At 40.6% G+C, this 22,071-nt stretch carries 22 protein-coding genes; 15 read left to right on the forward strand and 7 right to left on the reverse strand.

What is annotated here, in order from left to right; all coding sequences use genetic code 11:
• Window positions 1–110 precede the first annotated feature (110 nt).
• From tusA to fadB, 3 genes are all read right to left on the reverse strand, one after another.
• A complete protein-coding gene (gene tusA, locus H5117_RS17215; RefSeq protein WP_004335190.1) occupies window positions 111–350 on the reverse strand; it encodes a sulfurtransferase TusA in 240 nt (79 codons plus the stop codon).
• Between the two features lie 292 nt (window positions 351–642).
• Window positions 643–1,812, reverse strand: a complete 1,170-nt coding sequence (fadA, locus tag H5117_RS17220) for an acetyl-CoA C-acyltransferase FadA (protein ID WP_182738748.1) — start codon at window positions 1,810–1,812, stop codon at window positions 643–645.
• 4 nt (window positions 1,813–1,816) lie between these two features.
• Window positions 1,817–3,976, reverse strand: a complete 2,160-nt coding sequence (gene fadB, locus H5117_RS17225) for a fatty acid oxidation complex subunit alpha FadB (RefSeq protein ID WP_138489862.1) — start codon at window positions 3,974–3,976, stop codon at window positions 1,817–1,819.
• 192 nt (window positions 3,977–4,168) lie between these two features.
• Between fadB and H5117_RS17230 the strand changes: the two genes are divergently transcribed.
• From H5117_RS17230 to H5117_RS17265, 8 genes are all read left to right on the forward strand, one after another.
• Window positions 4,169–6,055, forward strand: a complete 1,887-nt coding sequence (locus H5117_RS17230) for a transglycosylase SLT domain-containing protein (RefSeq protein WP_149601906.1) — start codon at window positions 4,169–4,171, stop codon at window positions 6,053–6,055.
• 277 nt (window positions 6,056–6,332) lie between these two features.
• Window positions 6,333–7,655, forward strand: coding sequence for a Xaa-Pro dipeptidase (pepQ, locus tag H5117_RS17235; protein WP_182738749.1), 1,323 nt, complete (start codon window positions 6,333–6,335; stop codon window positions 7,653–7,655).
• A gap of 86 nt (window positions 7,656–7,741) precedes the next feature.
• Complete coding sequence (locus H5117_RS17240; RefSeq protein ID WP_182738750.1) at window positions 7,742–8,356, forward strand: YigZ family protein; 615 nt, start codon at window positions 7,742–7,744, stop codon at window positions 8,354–8,356.
• 96 nt (window positions 8,357–8,452) lie between these two features.
• Window positions 8,453–9,904 carry a TrkH family potassium uptake protein gene (locus H5117_RS17245; RefSeq protein WP_004335179.1) on the forward strand — a complete coding sequence of 484 codons (1,452 nt, stop codon included), beginning with the start codon at window positions 8,453–8,455 and terminating at the stop codon, window positions 9,902–9,904.
• Window positions 9,905–9,949: 45 nt separating this feature from the next.
• Window positions 9,950–10,609 (forward strand): flagellar brake protein, encoded by a 660-nt coding sequence (locus tag H5117_RS17250; protein WP_024597190.1) that lies wholly within the window; start codon window positions 9,950–9,952, stop codon window positions 10,607–10,609.
• 465 nt (window positions 10,610–11,074) lie between these two features.
• A complete protein-coding gene (locus H5117_RS17255) occupies window positions 11,075–11,287 on the forward strand; it encodes an EF-hand domain-containing protein (RefSeq protein ID WP_004335175.1) in 213 nt (70 codons plus the stop codon).
• A 140-nt stretch (window positions 11,288–11,427) separates the two neighbouring features.
• Window positions 11,428–11,640, forward strand: a complete 213-nt coding sequence (locus H5117_RS17260) for a calmodulin (RefSeq protein WP_004335174.1) — start codon at window positions 11,428–11,430, stop codon at window positions 11,638–11,640.
• A gap of 75 nt (window positions 11,641–11,715) precedes the next feature.
• A complete protein-coding gene (locus H5117_RS17265; protein WP_024597191.1) occupies window positions 11,716–11,931 on the forward strand; it encodes an EF-hand domain-containing protein in 216 nt (71 codons plus the stop codon).
• Window positions 11,932–12,012: 81 nt separating this feature from the next.
• On the opposite strand, the gene trkA is transcribed toward H5117_RS17265, so the two are convergent.
• The 4 genes from trkA to def all read right to left on the reverse strand — a co-directional run bounded on the left by trkA (window position 12,013) and on the right by def (window position 16,245).
• A complete protein-coding gene (gene trkA / locus H5117_RS17270) occupies window positions 12,013–13,389 on the reverse strand; it encodes a Trk system potassium transporter TrkA (protein WP_154904167.1) in 1,377 nt (458 codons plus the stop codon).
• Between the two features lie 86 nt (window positions 13,390–13,475).
• Window positions 13,476–14,771 carry a 16S rRNA (cytosine(967)-C(5))-methyltransferase RsmB gene (gene rsmB / locus H5117_RS17275; protein WP_004335167.1) on the reverse strand — a complete coding sequence of 432 codons (1,296 nt, stop codon included), beginning with the start codon at window positions 14,769–14,771 and terminating at the stop codon, window positions 13,476–13,478.
• Window positions 14,764–15,717, reverse strand: a complete 954-nt coding sequence (fmt, locus tag H5117_RS17280; protein WP_182738751.1) for a methionyl-tRNA formyltransferase — start codon at window positions 15,715–15,717, stop codon at window positions 14,764–14,766. Before fmt ends, rsmB begins: the two co-directional genes overlap by 8 nt.
• 21 nt (window positions 15,718–15,738) lie before the next feature.
• Window positions 15,739–16,245: a peptide deformylase gene (gene def / locus H5117_RS17285; protein WP_004335162.1), complete on the reverse strand. Its 507-nt coding sequence runs from the start codon at window positions 16,243–16,245 to the stop codon at window positions 15,739–15,741.
• A 118-nt stretch (window positions 16,246–16,363) separates the two neighbouring features.
• On the opposite strand from def, the gene H5117_RS17290 reads away from it, so the two are divergent.
• The 7 genes from H5117_RS17290 to H5117_RS17320 form a co-directional block, all read left to right on the forward strand.
• A complete protein-coding gene (locus H5117_RS17290) occupies window positions 16,364–17,482 on the forward strand; it encodes a LysM peptidoglycan-binding domain-containing protein (RefSeq protein ID WP_004335161.1) in 1,119 nt (372 codons plus the stop codon).
• Window positions 17,483–17,513: 31 nt separating this feature from the next.
• The gene (gene dprA / locus H5117_RS17295; protein WP_182738752.1) at window positions 17,514–18,605 is read left to right on the forward strand and encodes a DNA-processing protein DprA; all 1,092 of its coding nucleotides are present in this window, start codon (window positions 17,514–17,516) and stop codon (window positions 18,603–18,605) included.
• Window position 18,606: 1 nt separating this feature from the next.
• Complete coding sequence (locus tag H5117_RS17300; RefSeq protein ID WP_004335158.1) at window positions 18,607–19,080, forward strand: DUF494 family protein; 474 nt, start codon at window positions 18,607–18,609, stop codon at window positions 19,078–19,080.
• A gap of 114 nt (window positions 19,081–19,194) precedes the next feature.
• Window positions 19,195–19,770: a type I DNA topoisomerase gene (locus H5117_RS17305; RefSeq protein WP_182738753.1), complete on the forward strand. Its 576-nt coding sequence runs from the start codon at window positions 19,195–19,197 to the stop codon at window positions 19,768–19,770.
• Between the two features lie 25 nt (window positions 19,771–19,795).
• Entirely contained in the window at window positions 19,796–20,359 is a 564-nt protein-coding gene (locus tag H5117_RS17310; protein WP_004335153.1) for an L-threonylcarbamoyladenylate synthase, read from the forward strand.
• Window position 20,360: 1 nt separating this feature from the next.
• Window positions 20,361–21,311: an oxygen-dependent coproporphyrinogen oxidase gene (gene hemF / locus H5117_RS17315; RefSeq protein ID WP_182738754.1), complete on the forward strand. Its 951-nt coding sequence runs from the start codon at window positions 20,361–20,363 to the stop codon at window positions 21,309–21,311.
• 136 nt (window positions 21,312–21,447) lie between these two features.
• On the forward strand, window positions 21,448–22,071 hold a 624-nt coding region (locus H5117_RS17320; RefSeq protein ID WP_182738755.1), incomplete at its 3' end, for an IS4 family transposase.

Genomic DNA, 22,071 nt, shown 5'->3' on the forward strand with positions numbered 1-22,071 from the left:
TAGTCGTTTGGGTAGAGTGAAGCGAAACCCAACATGTGTGGCGAACAAAACTATTTTGGTGGTTATTAAATACGTTGGGTTTCGTAAAACTCAACCCAACCTACGTGAGTTTAAAGCCCTTTCTTCACCACATATCTATACGGTGCTTCCTCTGCATCTTTAGCCACCAGCGTGTGATCCATAAACGTACAAAAGCTCGGAATGTCGCGAGTGGTTGATGGGTCATCAGCAGTTATTAATAACGTTTCACCATCATTCATTTTGCGAATAGCAGCACGTACCATCATTACTGGCTCTGGGCAGCGAAGGCCTATAGCATCTAATTGGTGATCGGGATTATCAAAGCTCATAATAAATTGGCCTGTTTAATTAAAGTGATTGCTGTGTACGCGAGTGCTTAGGTATAGCAATTAATAAGTTTGGCAGTTTAACGCAATTTTATATGTAATTTAACTATTTTACTTTATGCTTTTAGCGGTTTCAAAATACCCTATTTAATAATACGCCCGATCACATAATTAAGCTGTTACATGCTTGCTTGATAAAGGGACGTTCTTATAAATGAAGCTAATAAAAAAGGCGAACTGAATAAAATCAGTTCGCCTTTTTAATCACCAAGATGGTTTTACATGTTTAAGCTAATTAGTCTTGAACACGTTCAAATACAGTTGCAATGCCTTGGCCTAAACCAATACACATAGTTGCTAAACCGTATCGTACATTTTTGTCTTCCATTAAGTGAATAAGCGATGTGCTAATACGCGAACCCGAACAACCCAGTGGGTGACCAAGTGCGATTGCGCCGCCATTTAAATTCACTTTTTCGTCAACAACATCCATTAACCCTAAATCTTTCATTACAGGTAATGATTGTGCTGCAAAGGCTTCGTTAAGTTCTACTACGCCTAGGTCATCAATTGTAATACCTGCTTGTGCAAGTGCTTTTTTACTTGCTGGTACTGGGCCGTAACCCATAATTGATGGATCGCAACCAGCGACTGCCATTGCTTTAATGCGCGCACGAATTGGTAAACCAAGTTCTTTTGCTTTTTCTTCGCTCATTACTAACATTGCAGATGCGCCGTCAGAAAGTGCAGAAGACGTACCGGCTGTTACCGTACCCGATGCAGGATTAAATACAGGGCGAAGCTTTGATAGACCTTCTACTGTTGTTTCTGGGCGAATTACTTCGTCGTCTTCAACTAAGATAAGCGAACCATCTGCATCGTGACCTTCCATTGCTAAAATTTCGCGACGGAAACGGCCTTCAACAGTTGCAGCTTGTGCACGTTGATGTGAACGGTAAGCAAATTCATCTTGTTGCTCACGGCTAATGCCATGAAGCGTTGCAAGGTATTCTGCTGTTAAGCCCATAGAGCCAGACGCTTGTGCAATTGATGTTGCTAAGCCTGGGTGAAAGTCGTTGCCGTGAGTCATAGGTACGTGACCCATGTGCTCAACACCACCAATTAGGTAAGTGTCGCCAGCGCCTGTCATTATTGCGCGTGCTGCGTCATGCAATGCTTGCATAGAAGAGCCACATAAACGGTTAACCGTAACAGCAGGAACGCTGTGAGGAATACCGGCAAGCAATGATGCGTTACGTGCTATGTTAAAGCCTTGCTCTAATGTTTGCTGTACACAACCCCAATAAATATCGTCAATTGATGCTGGATCAACTGCAGGGTTGCGATCTAGTAAGCCTTTCATTAAATGTGCGCTTAAGTCTTCTGCACGTTTATGTTTGAATACACCACTTTTAGAGCGACCCATTGGTGTGCGGATACAATCTACAATTACTGGATTATTCATGATATTAACCTTCCACCTTATAGAAAACACGACCTTCTTCGGCCCACTTGCGAGTTTGTTCAGATACTTGGTAAATCGCACCTAGGTGAGCGTATTTGTCTGCTGCTGCAACAAAGTTAGCTAAACCAGTTTGATCTAAGTAACGGAACGCGCCGCCTCTAAATGGAGGGAAACCAACACCGTAAACTAATGCCATATCTGCTTCTTGCGGCGAGGCAACAATGCCTTCTTGCAAACACAGTAGCACTTCGTTAATCATTGGAATCATACAACGGTCGATGATTTCTTGTTTATCAAATTCTTTTGGTGCGTCTGTGATTGGGCTTAGTAGCTCAATTGCTGTCTCGTCATGAGACTTTTTAAGACGACCGCGACGATCTGTTTCGTATTTGTAAAAACCGGCTTTGTTCTTTTGTCCAAAACGTTTTTCGTTGGCAAAAATAGTCACAGGGTCTTTATCAGCACGCGCCATACGCTCAGGGAAACCGTCAGCCATTACGCCAGTACAATGGAACGCTGTATCAATACCTACAACATCAAGTAGGTAAGCCGGACCCATAGGCCAGCCAAATACGTTTTCCATTACTTTATCTACTTTTGCAAAGTTAGCGCCTTCAACCACTAATTTGCTAAAACCTGCAAAGTAAGGGAATAAAACACGGTTTACAAAAAAGCCTGGGCAATCGTTAACAACAATTGGCGATTTACCTAATTTAAGCGCGTAATCAACTACTGCATTAATTGTTTTATCTGAGGTTTTTGCACCACGGATAATTTCTACTAATGGCATTTTTGGCACAGGGTTGAAAAAGTGCATACCACAGAAGTTTTCTGGCTTATCTAGCGCTTGTGCTAGTAAATCAATACAAATAGTCGATGTATTTGAAGTAAGTACAGTGCCTTCTGGCATGTTCTTTTCAAGATCAGCGAGTACTGCTTGCTTAACTTTAGGGTTTTCTACAACGGCTTCAACAATGATATTGGCACTTTGTAGGTCTGACTCGTTAAGTGTTGGCTTAATTTTGCTAAGTGTTGCCAACATTTTTTCCATTGGCATGTGACCACGCTTAACTTTTGCACCTAATAATTTAGATGCTTCACCCATACCTAAATCAAGCGCATCTTGTTGGATGTCTTTCATTATAATAGGCGTACCTTTATAAGCAGACTGGTATGCAATACCGCCACCCATAATACCAGCACCTAATACTGCGGCTTGCTTAATTTCTACATCGCTGTGCTTAGCAAATTTACGTGCTTTACCTTTAATGTATTGGTCAGCTAGGAATATACCAGTTTGTGCTGCTGCTTCTGGTGTACGTGCTAATTTAGCAAAGTTAGCGTTTTCGATTGCCATTGCTTCATCGCGAGTACAGTTTGCCGCTGCTTTAATAGTACGTACAGCCATAACCGGTGCAGGATAGTGGCCTTTGGTTTTACCCATTACCATACCTTCTGCCATAGCAAAGCTCATGCCTTGCTCAACACGGTTTAATTTAAGTGGCTGTAGTTTTACGTTGCGTTTTGCTTGCCAATCTAGCTTGCCAGCAATCGCCAGTTCAAGTGTTGATACACTTGACTCTAGAAGTTTGTCAGCACTAACTACCGCGTCAAACGCACCTACTTTAAGGGCATCTGCTGCGCGGTTTTCTGCGCCTGAGGTAATCCACATCATCGCGTTATCGGCGCCAATGATACGTGGTAAGCGCACTGTGCCACCAAACCCTGGCATTATGCCAAGTTTAACTTCTGGTAGGCCCATTTTAGCTGTTTCGCTTGCCACACGATAATCGGTAGCAAGTGCCCACTCACAACCACCGCCAAGTGCCATACCGTTTATAGCGCTTAGAGTTGGGAATGGTAAATCTTCAATTGCATCAAAAACGTCGGTTGCGTTTTTGATCCACACTACTAATTCTTCTTCAGGTTTAGTAAATGTAGGTAAAAATTCGAAGATATCGGCACCAATAATAAAGTGGTCTTTATCACTGGTAAAAATCATGCCTTTGATATCAGTATTGGCGGCTAATTCTTTTAATGCTGCTGCGCAATCTGAAAGAGTTTTTTGAGATAGTGTGTTTACAGAACCTGCAACACAAAACTTAAACTCGGCGATGTTTTCCTTTAGGAAGCTAACTTCAAAGGAATCGCTTTTATATAACATTATTATTCTCCCTAGTTGACGAACTAAGACTGGTACGATGAGTTTGCATTTCAATCAGTGTGCTTGCTTTAAATTAAAAATGCAACGAAAAATTTAACTCGGTTACAATCGACTGGTTAAAATATAGCTGGTTTGGTGCTAAGGTGGTTGAAAAGTTTTTATTCACAACTTTAATTTTTATTAAAGGACATTATGAAAAAATATTTACTAAGTGTTGCGGCAGCTGCATTCATTTTTCCTCTTCATTCTGCCGAGGCAAGTAACGATAACGATGCATTTTTAGATGCCGAAAAAAAAGTAAGGTACGGCAGTTACCAAGACTTTAAACAAGCGGTTAGTAACCTAAATCATCCGTTAAAACCTTATGTTGAAAAAACGTATTGGCAACGCCATCCGAGCATTAAACATCAGGCAGAAATAGAAGAATATTTAAATATATACCAGCATACGCCGCTTGAGTGGCCGGTCCGTAAAGCGTGGTTAGAGTATTTAAAAGATAACAACGAAAAGGCGGCGTATATCCGCAACTATCGTGAAACGTCTAATACGGAGCTTACTTGTACTTATTTAGATTTTCAGCTTGATTTAGGTGCGCCCGAAAAGGCAATTCTAAATCAGGTGACCGACTTATGGGCTGTAGGTAAATCGCAACCTAATGGTTGTGATAGTTTATTTTCTACGTGGCGTAAAAAAGGCTACATGAAAGAAGAAACGGTTTGGAAGCGTGTAACACTTGCTGCACAAGGCGGAACGCAAAGCTTATTACCTTACTTAAAAACTTTATTACCAAGTAAGGAGCGTTACTTAGCTGACTTATATTTAAAAGTGCGAAAAGATCCAAGCGCAGCCGCTGGATTATATAGATATAAAAACAAGTCGGCTAAAGAAGGGCAAATAGCTATTTATGGTGTTAAGCGTTTGGTTTGGCGCGATAAAGAGCTAGCTTTAAAAGCATGGGAAAAGCTAGAAAAAATATTTAAGTACAGCGATGAAGAAAAAGCGGATGTGTATTACACTTTTGCATTGTCACTTGCCTCTAGCGGGCATAAACAAGCGAGCTTTTGGCTAAATAAAGTGCCAAAAGAGCGACTAGACAGCAAGCTTATTCAGTGGCAACTGGGCAATATGCTCAAAACCCAAGATTGGGAAGGGATTGCTGCATTTTTTACAGGTAAAGAAAATTTAAGTCTTGGTCAGCAATATTGGTTAGCTTATAGCTACGCACAACGTGGCGAGCAACAAAAAGCAGACGACATTTGGAAAAAAGTAGCGGCTAATCGTGATTATTACGGCTTTTTAGCCGCAGCACGTTTGGGGTTGCCCGTTGATTTAAATAATCAGCCTTTAGCAGTCGATAAGGTACTTGTAGATAAAGTGAGTAATGCACCAGGCTTTAAGCGTGCAAAAGCACTTTATGATATTGAGCGCTTTACGTCGGCGCGCCGTGAATGGAATTACTTAACGGATACCTCTAGCGATGAAGAAAAGCTGGCAGCATCACAGTTATCTACCGATTTAGGTTGGCACGACAGTACTATTTTTACTTTAGCAAAAATTAAAGCATGGGATAATGTAGAGCAACGTTTTCCGTTTGCGTTTCAAGATGTTTTTGAGCGCTACAGTAAACGTAGCAAGATAGATGTTGCTTGGAGTATTGCTATTGCAAGGCGCGAAAGCTCTTTTGCGCCAGATGCACGCTCGCATGCTAATGCGCGTGGTTTAATGCAGTTATTACCTAGTACTGCTGAGTATGTAAATAAAGGCAGTGTGACAAGTAGTCGTTTATATCAACCTAAAACAAATATTAGGTTGGGTACGAGTTACTTACAATACTTAAAAAAGAAAAACCATGGCAATGAAGTGCTGGCTACGGCTTCTTATAATGCGGGTTATCACCGTATAAAGCGTTGGTTACCTGATGACGCTATTCCGGCTGAGTTATGGGTAGAGCTTATTCCGTATCGCGAAACCCGCGATTACGTAAAAAATGTATTTGCGTACAGGCAGGTTTACCATACAAGAATGGGCCGAGAAGGTAATGTATTAGCGCCGCTACTCGAAATGAAAATGGGCGGTTAGTAAACATAAGTTTAAAGTAGGGGGGATATCTAATGCGTTTAGATATCCCCTTTTTTGAGCGCTGAGGGTAATACCAATTTTATTAAAAACGTGATCATTCTAGCGTATTAAATAATTCAATAACTGCGTTAAAAATTATTTATATAGAACAACTATGTATCATAATTTTAGCCTTGTTATTAAGCTATTTTCTTATCGCTATAATAGATCATTAATTTAATGCAATTGGTATAAGTGATAGACTCATAGCAAGTTAAATTTAACAGATGGATTAACAATGGATAAATTAGCCGTTTTATACGCCGAACATATTGCAACACTGCAACAGCGTACTCGTACAATTTGTAATAGCGAAGGGTTAGAAGGATTAGTAATTCATTCAGGCCAAGCTAAGCGCCAGTTTTTAGATGATATGTATTATCCATTTAAAGTTAATCCACAGTTTAAAGCGTGGTTACCGGTTATTGACAATCCTCATTGCTGGATTGTGGTAAATGGCAGCGACAAACCAAAGCTAATATTTTATCGTCCAGTAGATTTTTGGCATAAAGTACCAGACGAGCCTCGCGACTTTTGGGCTGAGTACTTTGATATAGAGCTACTACTTCAGCCTGATCAAGTAGAAAAGTTATTACCATACGATAAAGCTAAATATGCTTACATGGGTGAATACATTGAAGTAGCGCAAGCTCTTGGTTTTAGTATTATGAACCCTGAGCCTGTACTTAACTATTTTCATTACCACCGCGCTTATAAAACGCAGTACGAACTTGAATGTTTACGCAACGCTAACCGCATTGCAGTAGATGGGCATAAAGCTGCACGCGATACATTCTTTAATGGTGGTAGCGAGTTCGACATTCAGCAAGCGTACTTAATGGCGACACGTCAAAGCGAAAATGAAATGCCGTACGGCAACATTGTTGCGCTTAACGAAAACTGCGCTATTTTGCACTACACGCACTTTGATCCAAAAGTGCCACACACCCACAACTCATTTTTAATTGATGCCGGTGCAAACTTTAATGGTTACGCTGCTGATATTACTCGTACGTATGATTTTAAAAAGCAGGGTGAGTTTGCTGAGCTTGTGCAAGCGATGACTGTTCAACAAATCGAGTTAGGTAAAGGTTTAAAGCTGGGTATGCTTTATGGTGATTTACACGTTGAATGTCATAATCGTATCGCACAAATACTTAGTGACTTTAAAATTGTTAACCTACCCGCGGAGGAAATTGTTGAGCGTAAAATTACATCTACTTTCTTCCCGCATGGACTAGGACATCACCTAGGTTTACAAGTGCATGATATGGGCGGTTTTATGAGTGACGAAAAGGGCACACATCAACCATCGCCTGAAGGGCATCCGTTCTTGCGTTGTACTCGCCTGATCGAAAAAAACCAAGTGTTTACTATTGAGCCAGGTTTATACTTTATTGATTCACTGCTTGGTGATTTAGCGCAAACCGATAATAAGCAGTTTATTAACTGGGAAAAGGTAGAGTCATTTAAACCATTTGGCGGCATTCGTATTGAAGATAACATTATTGTTCACGAAGATAGCCTAGAGAATATGACGCGTAATTTAGAACTCGATTAATTTCTATGAAGACGAGTTAGCGAATAAACGTTAAAATATGCATATGAACGGGGCCTTTAGGCCCCATTTTTAATTGAGCTTTTAATATGTCTGAATATAAATATCCTGCTGCTGACGTTTTTCATCAAGAAGAAATAAAAAAAAGTACGTTTATAGTCCACATTGCACACACCCCCGATTTAAATTCAGCAAAAACATTTATTAAAAGCATTGAAGGAAAGTATAGCGATGCACGTCATAACTGCTGGGCACATGTGGCAGGCAACCCCGGTGGCAGCCATGTTTATGGTTTTTCGGATGATGGTGAACCTAATGGCACTGCAGGAAAGCCTATGCTAAATGTGCTGGTGGGTTCGGGCCTTGGCGAAATTACTGCCGTGGTGACACGTTATTTTGGCGGCATAAAATTAGGCACCGGCGGACTAGTACGTGCTTATGGTGGCTCATTAAATAATGCACTAGTAAAATTGCAAACGGTGCTTAAAGTTCCCTGCGTTGAAATTACTGGGAGTAGTGATTACAGCATGCAAGGCGCGATTGAGCAGTTATTAAAAACAAAGTATCAAGTGCTTAATATTGATAAGCAATTTACTGCTAATATTGAGTGGGTGATTACAATCGATAGCCGCGAAGCCAAGCAAGCAGTCAAAGATATTTTTGATTTAAGTCACGGCGCAGTTGAGTTAACTATTAAAGAGTAATAACCTACACAAATTGCATATAATGCATACTGACCCTATTTAATTTGGTTGATACTACTCAGCCTGAATTTACTAATAATAAAAGCGACAAGCTAAATGCAATTTCGTACCATCATAAAAATTCTTGGCCAACTTGTTGCGCTGTTTAGTATTACCATGGTGCCTCCGGCACTGGTGTCTTTAATATACAAAGACGGTGGTGGTGTTCCTTTTGTTTTAGCATTTATCTTTAGTGTTGTTATTGGCATGATGGCTTATTACCCAAACCGCCATGAAAACGGTGATTTAAAAGCACGTGAAGGCTTTTTAATTGTTGTTTTGTTTTGGCTGGTACTTGGGGCGTTTGCGTCCTTGCCGCTTATCTTTTTACAAGAACCTAACTTATCGCTCGCCGATGCGGTATTTGAAGCATTTTCTGGCTTAACAACCACCGGCGCTACGGTGCTTACCGGTATTGAGTATTTACCCAAGTCGGTATTGTTTTATCGCCAGCAACTCCAGTGGTTTGGCGGTATGGGTATAATCGTACTCGCTGTTGCTATACTCCCCATGCTAGGTGTTGGTGGTATGCAGTTGTACCGCGCTGAAATACCAGGGCCTGTAAAAGATTCTAAAATGACCCCGCGAATTGCCGATACTGCAAAGCACCTTTGGTATATTTATGTGTCGTTGACTATTACTTGTATGCTGGCTTATTGGGCTGCGGGAATGGAGTGGTTTGATGCTATATGCCATGCATTCTCAACGGTGGCGATAGGTGGTTTTTCTACTTACGACGCCTCCATGGGGCACTTTGACAGCCCTGTAATTAACTTTATTTGTGTGTTCTTTTTAATTATTGCCGCTGTTAACTTCTCCCTGCATTACGCCGCAGTGGCGAGCCGAAATATACAAGTTTATATTAGAGACCCAGAGTTTAAGGTGTTTTTGTGTATTCAATTAGCGCTGGTGGTTATTTGTTTTACCGTACTTTCCTCTAACGAAATATTTGCTAATGGCGATGAAACCCTCGATCAGGCGTTATTTCAAGCTGTTTCAATGAGTACAACAGCAGGCTTTGCTACTGATAACTTTTCAACATGGCCTTTGTTTTTACCTATTTTACTTATATTTTCGAGCTTTATTGGTGGCTGTGCAGGCTCTACCGGTGGTGGTATGAAAGTAGTGCGCGTATTTTTACTTTATTTGCAGGGCGTGCGTGAGCTCAATCGTTTAGTGCACCCACGGGCTATATATTCAATCAAGCTGGGTCGTAAGGCGTTGCCAGACAAAGTAGTAGAAGCCGTGTGGGGATTTTTCTCTGCATATGCGCTTGTATTTATTATTATCATGTTAGCGCTTATGGGCACGGGTATGGATAACATAACTGCGTTCTCAGCCACTGCGGCTTGTTTAAATAACTTAGGGCCTGGCTTAGGAGATGTAGCGTCGCATTATGGTGCTATAACCGATGGTGCTAAATGGTTGCTTACTATTGCAATGGTGTTTGGTCGCCTAGAAATATTTACTTTATTAGTGTTATTTACGCCTACTTTTTGGCGTGGATAAACGAGCGGCTTAAGTTTTAAATTACAAAATATTGGAAAAAGGGATATGCCAACAAATTTAGAAAAGCTAAAGCATATAGGTGTAGGCAGTTTAGTTGACCTAGAAATATTAACACCTACAAGCAGTAAGCGTGTTAAAACTGAATTAGTTGGTTTACTCGATAAACAGTTTATTATTTTAAATTATCCCAATGCTAAGCGTTTACCTGCAGCGAGTGACTATTTACGTGATGGTGTAATGGTTGTTGTAAGAGCACTGATTGAAGGCAGTGGCGGGCAAGTTATTGCGTTTCGCCAGCAAATTATGTCAGTAGCCTCTCATCCCGCTAAACTCGTCTTTATTAATTTTCCTAAGCAAGTGCAGCTATTTGCGCTACGCTCGCAAACACGCATACCTACCTTGTTACCTGCAAAGCTAAAACTAAGTGACGATAGAGTGCTTGAAGGCCTTATTAAAGACATTTCACTCACTGGTGTAATGTTTGATATTAGAGGCGATCAGCAAGCTGAAGGTATTAAAGATATGCAATGCACTGTCGTACTCAATAGTAGTGATAAAGATTTTGAAGGTGAAATTTGCAGTGTTAAAGAGCATGTCGCAGGTGTGCACTGCGGAATTAAGCTACTAGCAAGCGAGGATGAAATGAAAACCTTTATGAAAGAGCATTTTATAGACCCATCTGCGCTTGAGCCCACCGTTGACTAAATCGTTTTTCGCTTATTTGCAACAAAATGTCGTTTTACGTGAGTATTTATAAAGTGTTTTTTTGTTTTTATATAATTAAAAATATTATTCATATAAAACAATGTTTTACGTATTTTTTGTTATGGCTTGTTTTTTGTTGTTATAGCTACTTCGTTAAAATTAACCTTAATTATTTTTTAAAATCCCTCCTTTTATAGCTCTACATTTTAAAATGTATCTTTTTATATAAACATAACTATTTGTTTTTAATGACTTTAGTTTTTCACCTCTAAAGTGTGTTGCGAAAAGGCAACAGTAATGACTCTGAAAATTCCTACTTATTGTACGTTTTACTTTTAACTTATTGAAAGTTAATAGCTTTTCAATGTTGGCATTTAAGTTGTAATAGTCAGGGTGTACTGAACGAAATCGTGATTCAAAGTGAAATTCTTAATCGCACACACATAAATTTGAAGGATACATATTATGAAAAGCATTAATAAAACTTTAGCACTTATCGCTATTGCATCTTCTTCAGCCGCTTTTGCAGCAACAGATTTTGACACACTTGATGTAGACGGCAGTGGCACAATTAGCCAAGCAGAAGCATCAGTAGACGCAAAATTAATGAGCATGTTTTCTGAGCTTGATACTGACCAAAATGGTGAGTTATCAAAAGAAGAATTTTCAGAAGCTTAATTAAAAAGTATTTATCCTGAGTTGCCAAAGACAACCTAAGTAGGCAAGGGAGCTTACGAAAGAGGATAACAAGGAAGTGAAAAATTACGTTTTAAGTTAAACGAAGCAATTTTTTTGATAGAACATTGAAGGATTAAGTTATGAAACATTTAAATAAAGCATTAGCACTTATAGTACTAGCATCTTCTTCAGCTGCATTTGCAGCATCAGATTTTGACAGCCTTGATATCGATGGTAGCGGCACAATTAGCCCAAGCGAAGCGGCTGTCGATACCGATTTAATGGCTGAATTTATTGAGCTAGATACCGACGGTAGCGGCGAGCTTTCTAAAGAAGAATTCGCTAATTACTAATCTTTTTTCAGATTAAACATTTTTCACAGTCAGGGATCTTTGAAAAGGACTTCCCATATTACTAGGAATATTATTATGAAAACATTCAATACAACACTTGCAGTTATCGTTTTAGCATCTTCATCAGCAGCATATGCTGCAGTAGATTTTGCCTCTTTTGATGCAGATGGCGACGGTGCGATTACAATGGAAGAAGCGAAGGTTAACCCTCAACTTGTGAAGATTTTTGATGATTTAGATACTGATGGAAATGGTGAAATCTCTAAAGAAGAGTTTTCAAAGGTACAGTAATCAATATTCGAAGATACTCCACTAAAGCCGCCTTAGTCAGCGGCTTTTTTGTATTTTAAATTAACTAATTAGCGTAACTAGTTAAAGGAATATAGCACTTACTTGGAATAGTTTTTCTACAACGGTAATATGTTTTTTGTCGATTAAAAACATAATGACATGATCGCCCGACATAATAATTGTATCATCGTGAGCTATCAGTACATCGTCATTACGTACTATTGCGCCAATAGTTGTACCCGCAGGAAGTTTTATGTCGGCAATCGCGCGACCAACAACTTTAGATGTGCTTTCATCACCATGAGCAACCGCTTCTATGGCTTCTGCCGCACCTTTACGCAGTGAATACACATTAACAATATCACCACGGCGTACGTGCGTTAATAACGCTGATATTGTTGCTTGTTGTGGCGATATGGCAATGTCTATTTCGCCGCCTTGTACCAAATCAACGTAAGCACCACGCTGGATAAGCACCATGGTTTTCTGTGCGCCCATACGTTTTGCAAGCATGGCTGACATAATGTTTGCTTCATCGTCGTTGGTTACGGCAATAAACACATCTACTTGTTCAATATGCTCTTCTGAGAGCAGTTCTTGATCAGATGCGTCACCACAAAAAACGACCGTGTTATCGAGCATTTCTGAGAGTTGCTCAGCACGTTCTTTACTGCGTTCAATTAGTTTAACGGTGTGGTTTTTTTCAAGTGAGCGGGCAAGGCCTGCCCCAATGTTACCGCCACCAGCTATCATAATTTTTTTGTACGAACGCTCAAGTTTTTGTAGCTCGTTCATTACTGCGCGTATATGTTTTGTAGCGGCAATAAAGAATACTTCGTCATCGGCTTCAATAACGGTGGTACCCAATGGTTTTATTGCTTTACCTTGACGATAAATAGCGGCAACACGAGTTTCTACATTAGGAATATGTTCTTTAAGTGCAGATAACGCATAACCTACAAGTAAACCGCCATAGTAAGCTTTTACGGCTACTAACGAGAGCATGCCATCAGCAAACTGCAATACTTGCAGAGCACCAGGGTAGTCAATTAAACGGCGAATATACTTAGTGACCAGTGCTTCGGGAGCAATGTAATGATCGATTGGTAAATCATCGTTTTGAAAAAGTTTTTCGCGGTATTTTAAGTATTGCTCTGAGCGAATACGAGCAATTTTAGTAGGCGTTTTAAAAATACTGTATGCCACTTGGCATGCAACCATGTTCACTTCATCTGAACTGGTTACCGCTATAATCATATCGGCATCTTCAGCACCTGCGCGGCGTAATACATCAGGATGCGCGCTGTGGCCCATAACCCCTTGTAAGTCGTACTTATCTTGAAGTTCACGTAATCGGTTACCGTCTATATCAACAACGGTAATTTCGTTTTGTTCGCCAACTAAGTTTTCAGCAAGCGTAGCACCAACTTGCCCGGCACCGAGTATAATTATTTTCATTATTTACCCGTGGTATTGATCATAATTTAATTAAAAAAATAGCCATTTAATGTTTCATAAATGGCTAACTATTTAGTGTACGGCTATTAGGCTTTTTTAACTAGCTTAGCGTAATAAAATCCATCACTTTCACCGGGCAGTAACTGCAAACCTGGCGTTGTTACGGTATCGTTTTCGTGTAGAGGTATATGTTCTACATCATCGTTATTAGCTAAAAACTTAGCAACTTGCTGTTGGTTTTCTTGTGGAAGAACCGAACACGTAGCATATACCAATGTGCCACCTGGTTTTAACAGTGGCCAAATGCTATCAAGAATATCGCTTTGTAACTTGGCTAAGTCTTCGATATCTGATGCGCGACGTAACCATTTTATGTCAGGGTGACGGCGAATTACGCCAGTGGCCGAACAAGGCACATCAAGTAAAATACGATCAAATAATTTTTCATCCCACCAGGTATGTGGTTGCGATGCATCGCCACATTGTAGGTCTGCACCTAAGCCAATACGAGTTAAGTTTTGCTTAACACGTTCAAGGCGAGTTGAGTCGCTATCAAGTGCAAGTACATCAGCATCAGCAAGCTCTAAAATATGACATGTTTTACCGCCAGGGGCTGCGCAGGCATCCAAAATATAGTCGTCTGCTTTAGGTTCTAAAAAGCGAGCTGCAAGTTGTGCGGCAGCATCTTGTACTGAACATGCACCTGTATCAAACTCAGGTAACGAAAATACATCACGTGGTTTGGCAAGCTTAATCCCATCAATAAAATCAGGGTTTAAGGTGTGTTCAATATCGTTAGCGCTAAGCATGTCGCTGTATTCTTGCGTGCTAAATTGGGCTTGATTGACACGAAGCCACATCGGCGCTTGTTGCTGGTTTTCTTCAAGTAGTGCTTCCCAGCTATCTGGGTAGGCTGTTTGCACCTGTTTAATAAACCAATTTGGATGGTTGTATAAACATACCGGAATAAGCTTCGCTTTTTCTTCAAGCTCAGCTTGTTGGCGCTGAAAGCTACGTAAAATGGCGTTTATCAGTCCTTTTAATCCTAAAGCGCGTAGTTGAGCCAGTGCGTTAACCGTTTCTGAAATGGCAGCATGAGGTGGTACGCGCATATGCTGCAGTTGATAAATACCTACGTATAATAAAAACTGAAATATTCTACGTTTACCTTTTAATGGCTGCTCTACTAAGTGTTGGCAGTAATTTTCAAGGCTCGGTAAGTAGCGTAAAACGCCATAACAAATTTGCTGTAGCAACGCTTTATCTTTAGGCGGCAAGCCTTGGCTTGCAAATGGAAGTTCTTGATTAAGCGATGCGCCTTTATCAACTACGTTATATAAAGTTTCAGCGGCAAGCGCTCGTACGTTTGGAACATTACTCATTGTTTTCGCCTAATATTGTGCCAGGAGTAACCCAGTCACTACGACCATTTAAAAAGTCGTTAATTGCCATTGGTTTTTTACCTTGCGGCTGTAATTGCGTAATACATAAAGCGTGTTCGCCACACGCCACTACTACGCCATTTTTGTCGCTTGATAAAATTTGCCCAGGATCACCTGATTGCAGCATAACCTGCGCTTGATGAATCTTTACTGTTTGCCCACCCATTTGGGTAAAGCACATTGGCCACGGGTTAAAAGAGCGAATGTTTCGCTCGATTTGAAGCGCACTCATGGACCAGTCGATATCAGCTTCCTCTTTAGAAAGCTTTTTAGCGTAGTTAGCAAGTTCATCGTCTTGAGGTTCAGGGGTGATCTCACCATTAGCTAATTTATTAATGGTTTCAATTAACGCATCTGGACCTAGCTCAGCAAGCTTTGTATATAAGCTTGCGCTAGTTTCTGTTGTGCTAATAGGGCAGCGGCTTATATGTAGCATATCGCCGGTATCTAGCCCTTCATCCATTTGCATTATTGTTACGCCGGTTTGTTCATCACCTGCCCAAATTGCGCGTTGAATAGGTGCAGCACCGCGCCAGCGCGGTAATATAGAGCCATGCACGTTTAAACAACCTAAACGTGGCGCTTCTAAAATAGCTTTAGGTAAAATTAAGCCATATGCTACAACAATCATAATGTCGGCATTTAAGCTTGTTAGCTCAGCTAGTGCTTCATCATTTTTTAATGACTGTGGCTGAAAAACCGGTAAGTTGTGCTCAAGCGCTAGCTCTTTCACTTCACTGGCTTTTAATTTTTTACCACGACCTGCAGGGCGATCTGGCTGGCTATATACACCCACTATTTGGTGTTCGCTTTGTATCAGCGCTTGTAAATGACGTGCGGCAAAGTCCGGCGTACCGGCAAATATAATGCGTAATGGTCGAGTCACTGAGTTTTCCTAAGGTGCTTATTACTGTTCTGCAAACTTGGCTTCTTTTTCAAGCTTTTTACGAATACGTTGGCGCTTTAATGGAGATAAGTAATCAATGAATAGCTTACCTTGAAGGTGATCTAGTTCATGTTGAATACAAATAGCCAATAATTCATCTGCATCTAGTACAAATTCTTCACCGTTTTCGTTAAGTGCTGCGACTGTTACTGTTTCTGCGCGATCTACTTTTGCATACGAGTTAGGTACTGATAAACAGCCTTCTTCGCTAACGGTAGAGCCGTCTTTTTTTATGATTTGTGGATTAATTAATACCAGTGGCTCATTGCGCTCTTCTGATACATCAATAACAACGATTCGTTGATGAATATCTACTTGCGTGGCCGCAAGACCAATGCCATTTTCATCGTACATTGTCTCTAGCATGTCTTTTACAATTTGGCGTACTGTGTCATCAACTTGTACAACATCTTTTGCTACAGTACGTAAACGTTCATCTGGAAATCTTAAAACTTCTAACCTAGCCATAGTTACCTTTTTCACTTGTGCTTAATTTAGGGTATTGTATGCTCTTATTTTAGCCATTCGCGTTCACCTTTAACAGGTTTTGGGCAATAATAATGAAAAAACAATACAAGGAAGCTCGATGAAATCTCCACTACTTGCAATCATGCTTACGTTAAGCGCTGCGTTTCCCGCAGTTGCTGATGTACTTAAAATAAAAAAAGACGCACCAAAACAGTATGTTGTAAAAAAAGGCGATACACTTTGGGATATTTCTGGCATCTATTTAGATGAGCCTTGGCTATGGCCTGAACTTTGGCAAATGAATCCACAAATTGACAACCCACACCTAATTTACCCCGGTGATGCATTAGCGTTGATATACGATGCAGATGGAAACCCACGTTTAGTGATAAATAAAGGATATAGAAAGCTATCTCCTCAGGGTCGTATTACACCAAAAGGGCGTGATGCTATTACTACTTTGCCGCTTGAAATGATCAAACCTTATATCAGTTACGAGCAAGCAATGAACAGTGACGATATTAAAGGTAAACCTTATATTTTAGGTGCAAACGAAAATACTAAAACACAAACGCTAGGCCATATTTTATATGTTAAAGGCGACTTACAAGTACATAAAGCATATGCTATTTACCATAAAGGTGACCCCTACACTGATTTAACCGGTGAAGTGTTAGCAACGCGTGCATCTTACGTGGGTATAGCACGTGCTTTTAGAGCGGGCGATGAGAAAAATGGCGTGCCTTCGTCATTACGCGTTGAGTCTGTTAAACGAGAAATACAGCAAGGTGATTTTTTAATGCCGGCAATGGAAGGCCAAATGCTTCCTGCGTACTTTGATATACACCGCCCTTCAGAACCTGTAACAGGTAATATTATTGCTTCACCACGCGAAGTTAGAGAATTCAGCACAATGGATGTTGTGGTGCTAAACTTAGGCAGTGAACAAAATATAGAAGCGGGTCATGTATTAGATCTAGAGCGTCAATCACCAACGGTTATTGATGGTCCTCGTGGCCCTCGTTACCCAGAAGATTCTAGTAAATATGAGAAGCTTTTATCTGATGTGAGCCAATTATTTGGTGATGAGTCTGACGAACAAAACACAACGTGGACCATGCCTAAAGAAAAAGTTGGTGAGCTAATTGTCTTTAAAGTGTATGACAAAGTAAGTTATGCATTAATAACTAAAAACCAGCACCCAATTCGCATTGGAGATATTGCAGTTATTCATTAAGAAGTAGCGAGTCGGTGCTCTAGGAGAGAGCATGGATCAGTCATCTGGCAAGCTAGCCCACTGGCTTGCCTTTTATATGTGTAAAGGGTTGGGTATAAAAACCCTTTTAGCACTATCTACAAACTATTCCCTTGGGTCGTTATTCGACTTATCTCATAACAAGCTTTTACAGCTTGGGTTAACCGCTAATCAAGCGAGTAATTTACTCAACACCAATTGGCAACAAGTCAGTCATTATGAGCAATTAATAGCGCTGAACAACATTACTGTTGTCTGTATTTTTGATGCGCTTTACCCAGAAGATCTCCGGCAGATTGCCAGTGCGCCTTTATTACTATTTTGCAGGGGAGATGTCTCGTTATTATCAACTCCACAAATTGCAATTGTTGGCAGTCGTAATGCTACACCTACCGGGCTTGAAATAGCCTCAGAATTTGCATACGAGTTAACTTTGGCGGGTATTACAGTTACTTCAGGTATGGCGCGGGGAATAGATGGTGCAGCACACAAAGGTTCTCTTGCTGGTACAGGTAAAACCATAGCTGTGCTTGGTACTGGGGTTGATATTTACTACCCCAAACGCCATAAACTATTAACAGACCAAGTTTTAGAAAGCGGTTTGCTGGTGAGTGAGTTTTTACCAGGCACAGCTGCTCATGCGCATAACTTTCCGCGCCGTAATCGTATTATTTCTGGGTTATCGTTAGGAGTACTTATTGTTGAGGCTGAAATTAAAAGTGGTTCGTTAATTACAGTACGCTATGCGCTTGAACAAAATAAAGAGGTATTTGCAGTACCGGGTTCTATTAAAAACCCGTTAGCGCAGGCAAGTCACTTTCTAATAAAGCAAGGTGCTAAGCTGGTAGAAAACGTGGCTGACATTCTTGATGAGGTGAGTTTCACTTACGACAATAATGTATTTAATAAAGAGCAGCCGATTCAAGCCAATTCTCAATGTGAGGTTTTAAATAGTATTGGCTTTGAAGTAACCAGTGTAGATGACATTGTGCGTCGTGCGCAGTGGCCAATAGATAAAGTACTCAGTAGGTTGCTCGATTTAGAATTAGACGATCAGATTGAGCGAGTGTTAGATGGTTACATCAAGTTAAGCGCAGGAAGGTAATATGTTTGATATTCTTTTGTATCTTTTTGAAAATTACATTCATAGCGAAGCGGATATATTTGCAGAGCAAAATGAGTTAACCGATGAGCTACTGCGTGCGGGCTTTAATAAGCCTGAGATATTTAAAGCTCTTGATTGGTTAGAGCAACTAGCCGATTTACAACACAGCGATGAGTCTCCTTATCTTATTGCTAACCCTAAAGATGCTGTGCGTATATTTACCGATAGTGAATGCCAAAGGCTCAGCGCTGAGTGTCGTGGCTTTTTAATGTTTATTGAACAAATAGGCGTAATTAACAATGTAACACGTGAAATGGTAATGGACTGTTTAGCCTCTCTCGATAAACCAACTATAAGCCTAGAAGACTTAAAGTGGATTGTACTTATGATCTTGTTTAACGTTCCTGGCTCTGAAGAGGCATATGAGCAAATGGAAGATTTGATTTTTGATGAACCCAGCGAACTTCTTCATTAGAGATAATTATCTTGATTGTACTCAAATTACTTAAAAGGATAAGCACGGCATTGCTTGTATCTTTAAGTGGTTTGGGTATATTAGGCGAAAATTCACCAACCTATTAGGATCACCATGAGTAAAATCGACCATTCGCTTTTCTCGGCGAACAAGCACGCCCTCGAAAAAGAATACGAGATATGCCCACAGTGTGGTTCAGAGTTAGTGATCCGCAATAGTAAATCAGGCCCTTTTTTAGGATGCGCAAGTTATCCCAAATGCGACTTTATTAGGCCGCTGGCACATCACGACAGTAACGAAATCAAAATATTAGAAGATTCTGCATGTCCTGAGTGTAGAAAACCGCTGGTGGTTAAAAATGGCCGCTATGGTATGTTTATTGGGTGTACGGGTTATCCAGAGTGTCATTATATTGCTAACGAAAATGAAGAAAAGCAAAGCGAAGATACTTTGCCTAGTTGCCCTAAATGCAAAAAAGGTCATTTAGTCGCGCGCAGTAATAAGTTTGGTAAAGTATTTTATTCTTGTGATTGCTACCCAAGTTGTAAATACACGCTTAATAATAAACCGGTTGAACATCCGTGTCCTGAATGTGACTGGCCTATCGTCATAGAAAGAAATATGGCAAACGGCATATTATTGCAATGCCCACAAAAAAGCTGCATGCATAAGCTCACCCCAACTGAATAACGTTTAATTATATCTGGAGACTACTTTGTCAGACCTTTCAAATACGCCCACTGCAATAACATGCTTAACGCAAGGCGAAGTTATTTTATACCCAACAGAAGCTGTATATGGTTTAGGTTGTGATCCAGATAATCAACAAGCCGTTGAGGCACTATTAGCTATTAAGCAGCGCCCGGTTGAAAAAGGGCTTATTTTAATCGCTGATAACTACGGACAATTATTAAAATACGTAGATGATGCAAAAATACCAATGGATAAACGCGCTGATATTTTTTCGAGTTGGCCTGCTGCAATTACATGGGTTATGCCTGCATCTAAAAATACGCCTAAATGGCTCACAGGGCAGTTTGATACCATCGCGGTAAGAGTAACAAACCATCCAACAGTAAAGCGTTTGTGCCAAGAGTTTGGCAAGCCATTAGTATCAACCAGTGCAAACTTAACCGGTCAAGAAACGGTAATTAGTATTGAGCAAGCCAAAGCGCAATTTGCAGAACAAGTTGGCTTTTACGTTGACGAGCCGTTAGGTGGTAATACTCAACCAAGCACAATAAAAGACGCCATGACTGGCAAAATATTTAGAGGTTAATATGCAAAGCGAATTATTAAATCAAGTAAAAGCATACTTTATGGCTTTGCAAGACACTATTTGCCAAGGTTTGGAGGCTGCAGATGGCAGTGCTAAATTTATAGAAGATAACTGGCAGCGAGCAGAAGGCGGTGGTGGTCGTACACGCGTAACCACTAATGGCACTGTAATAGAGCAAGGCGGAGTTAATTACTCTCATGTATTTGGCGCTTCAATGCCTGGTTCGGCAACAGCGCACAGACCAGAGCTTGCAGGGCGCAGCTTTCATGCGTGTGGTGTGTCGTTAGTTATTCACCCTAAAAACCCTCATGTACCAACAAGTCATGCCAATGTGCGCTTTTTTATAGCCGAAAAAGAAGGCGAAGAGCCAATATGGTGGTTTGGTGGCGGGTTTGATCTCACTCCTTTTTATCCAGTATTAGAAGACGTACAACATTGGCATCAAGTTGCTCACGACATTTGTGCGCCTTTTGGCAGCGACGTTTATCCAAAATACAAAACCTGGTGCGACGAGTACTTTTATTTAAAGCACAGAGATGAGACTCGCGGAGTAGGCGGTTTATTCTTTGACGATTTAAACGAACTTGGTTTTGAAAAGAGTTTTGCGTTTATGCAATCGGTGGGTAATGGATTTTTAGATGCCTATTTACCTATTATTGAACGTCGCAAAAATGACGAATACACAGAGCAACAACGTGATTTTCAGCTTTATCGTCGCGGGCGCTACGTTGAGTTTAATTTAGTATGGGATAGGGGCACTTTATTTGGATTACAAAGTGGCGGGCGCACTGAGTCTATATTAATGTCTATGCCACCACTTGCACGCTGGGAATATAACTATAAACCAGAGCCAAGTAGCCCAGAAGCTAACCTATATAAGTATTACTTACGCCCGCAAGAGTGGTTAACGAGTCAACCAAGTGAGCTGATAGCCAGAGAGTGGCAATTATAAAAATTAAACAATAATCAAAAAGGCGCTAATTAGCTGTCTCCTATACACAAATCCCTGCTAAGAAATTAGCGGGGATTTTTTTGAACTAAATTTCAATGTCATGATCAGATCTTCAAATCTTGTTTGAGGGCACATTATGATTAACGAACATACTCATTGGGCAAAACAACAATTCGGTAAATCGGACTTAGGTGATCCAAGAAGAACAGGGCGTCTGGTAAAGTTAGCATCAACGCTTGCAAATGAACCAGGAAAACCACTTGTAAACATCACTCAATCCCCCGCCGATATGGAAGGTGCCTACCGCTTTATTCGCAACGAGAATATTGACGCAACGGCTATAGCAGAGTCAGGCTTTAAAGCCACGGTTGAACAAGCAAAAAGTCATAACTTATTGCTCGCATTAGAAGACACGACCACACTAATTTATAAACATTCCTCCATTCGAGATGATTTGGGCCATGTCGGACGAGGAGCAAAACAACGAGGCTTGTTAGCTCATAGCGTATTACTGTTTGCGCCAGAGACAAAGCAAGTTGTGGGATTAATTGAACAGTCTCGCTGGAGTCGTGATATCAACACGATTGGAAAAAGAGAAAAACACGCGACGACTTCTTACGAAGAAAAAGAAAGTGACAAGTGGGAGTCAGCGTCACGAGCGATGGCAGAGCGGCTGCAAGGACAAATGGCGAACGTGATATCGGTGTGTGACCGCGAAGCGGACATCTACGAATACTTGCAGTATAAACTGACCGAGCAG

Source organism: Pseudoalteromonas sp. SG45-1 (assembly GCF_014164135.1).
GTDB classification, from domain to species: Bacteria; Pseudomonadota; Gammaproteobacteria; order Enterobacterales; family Alteromonadaceae; genus Pseudoalteromonas; species Pseudoalteromonas distincta.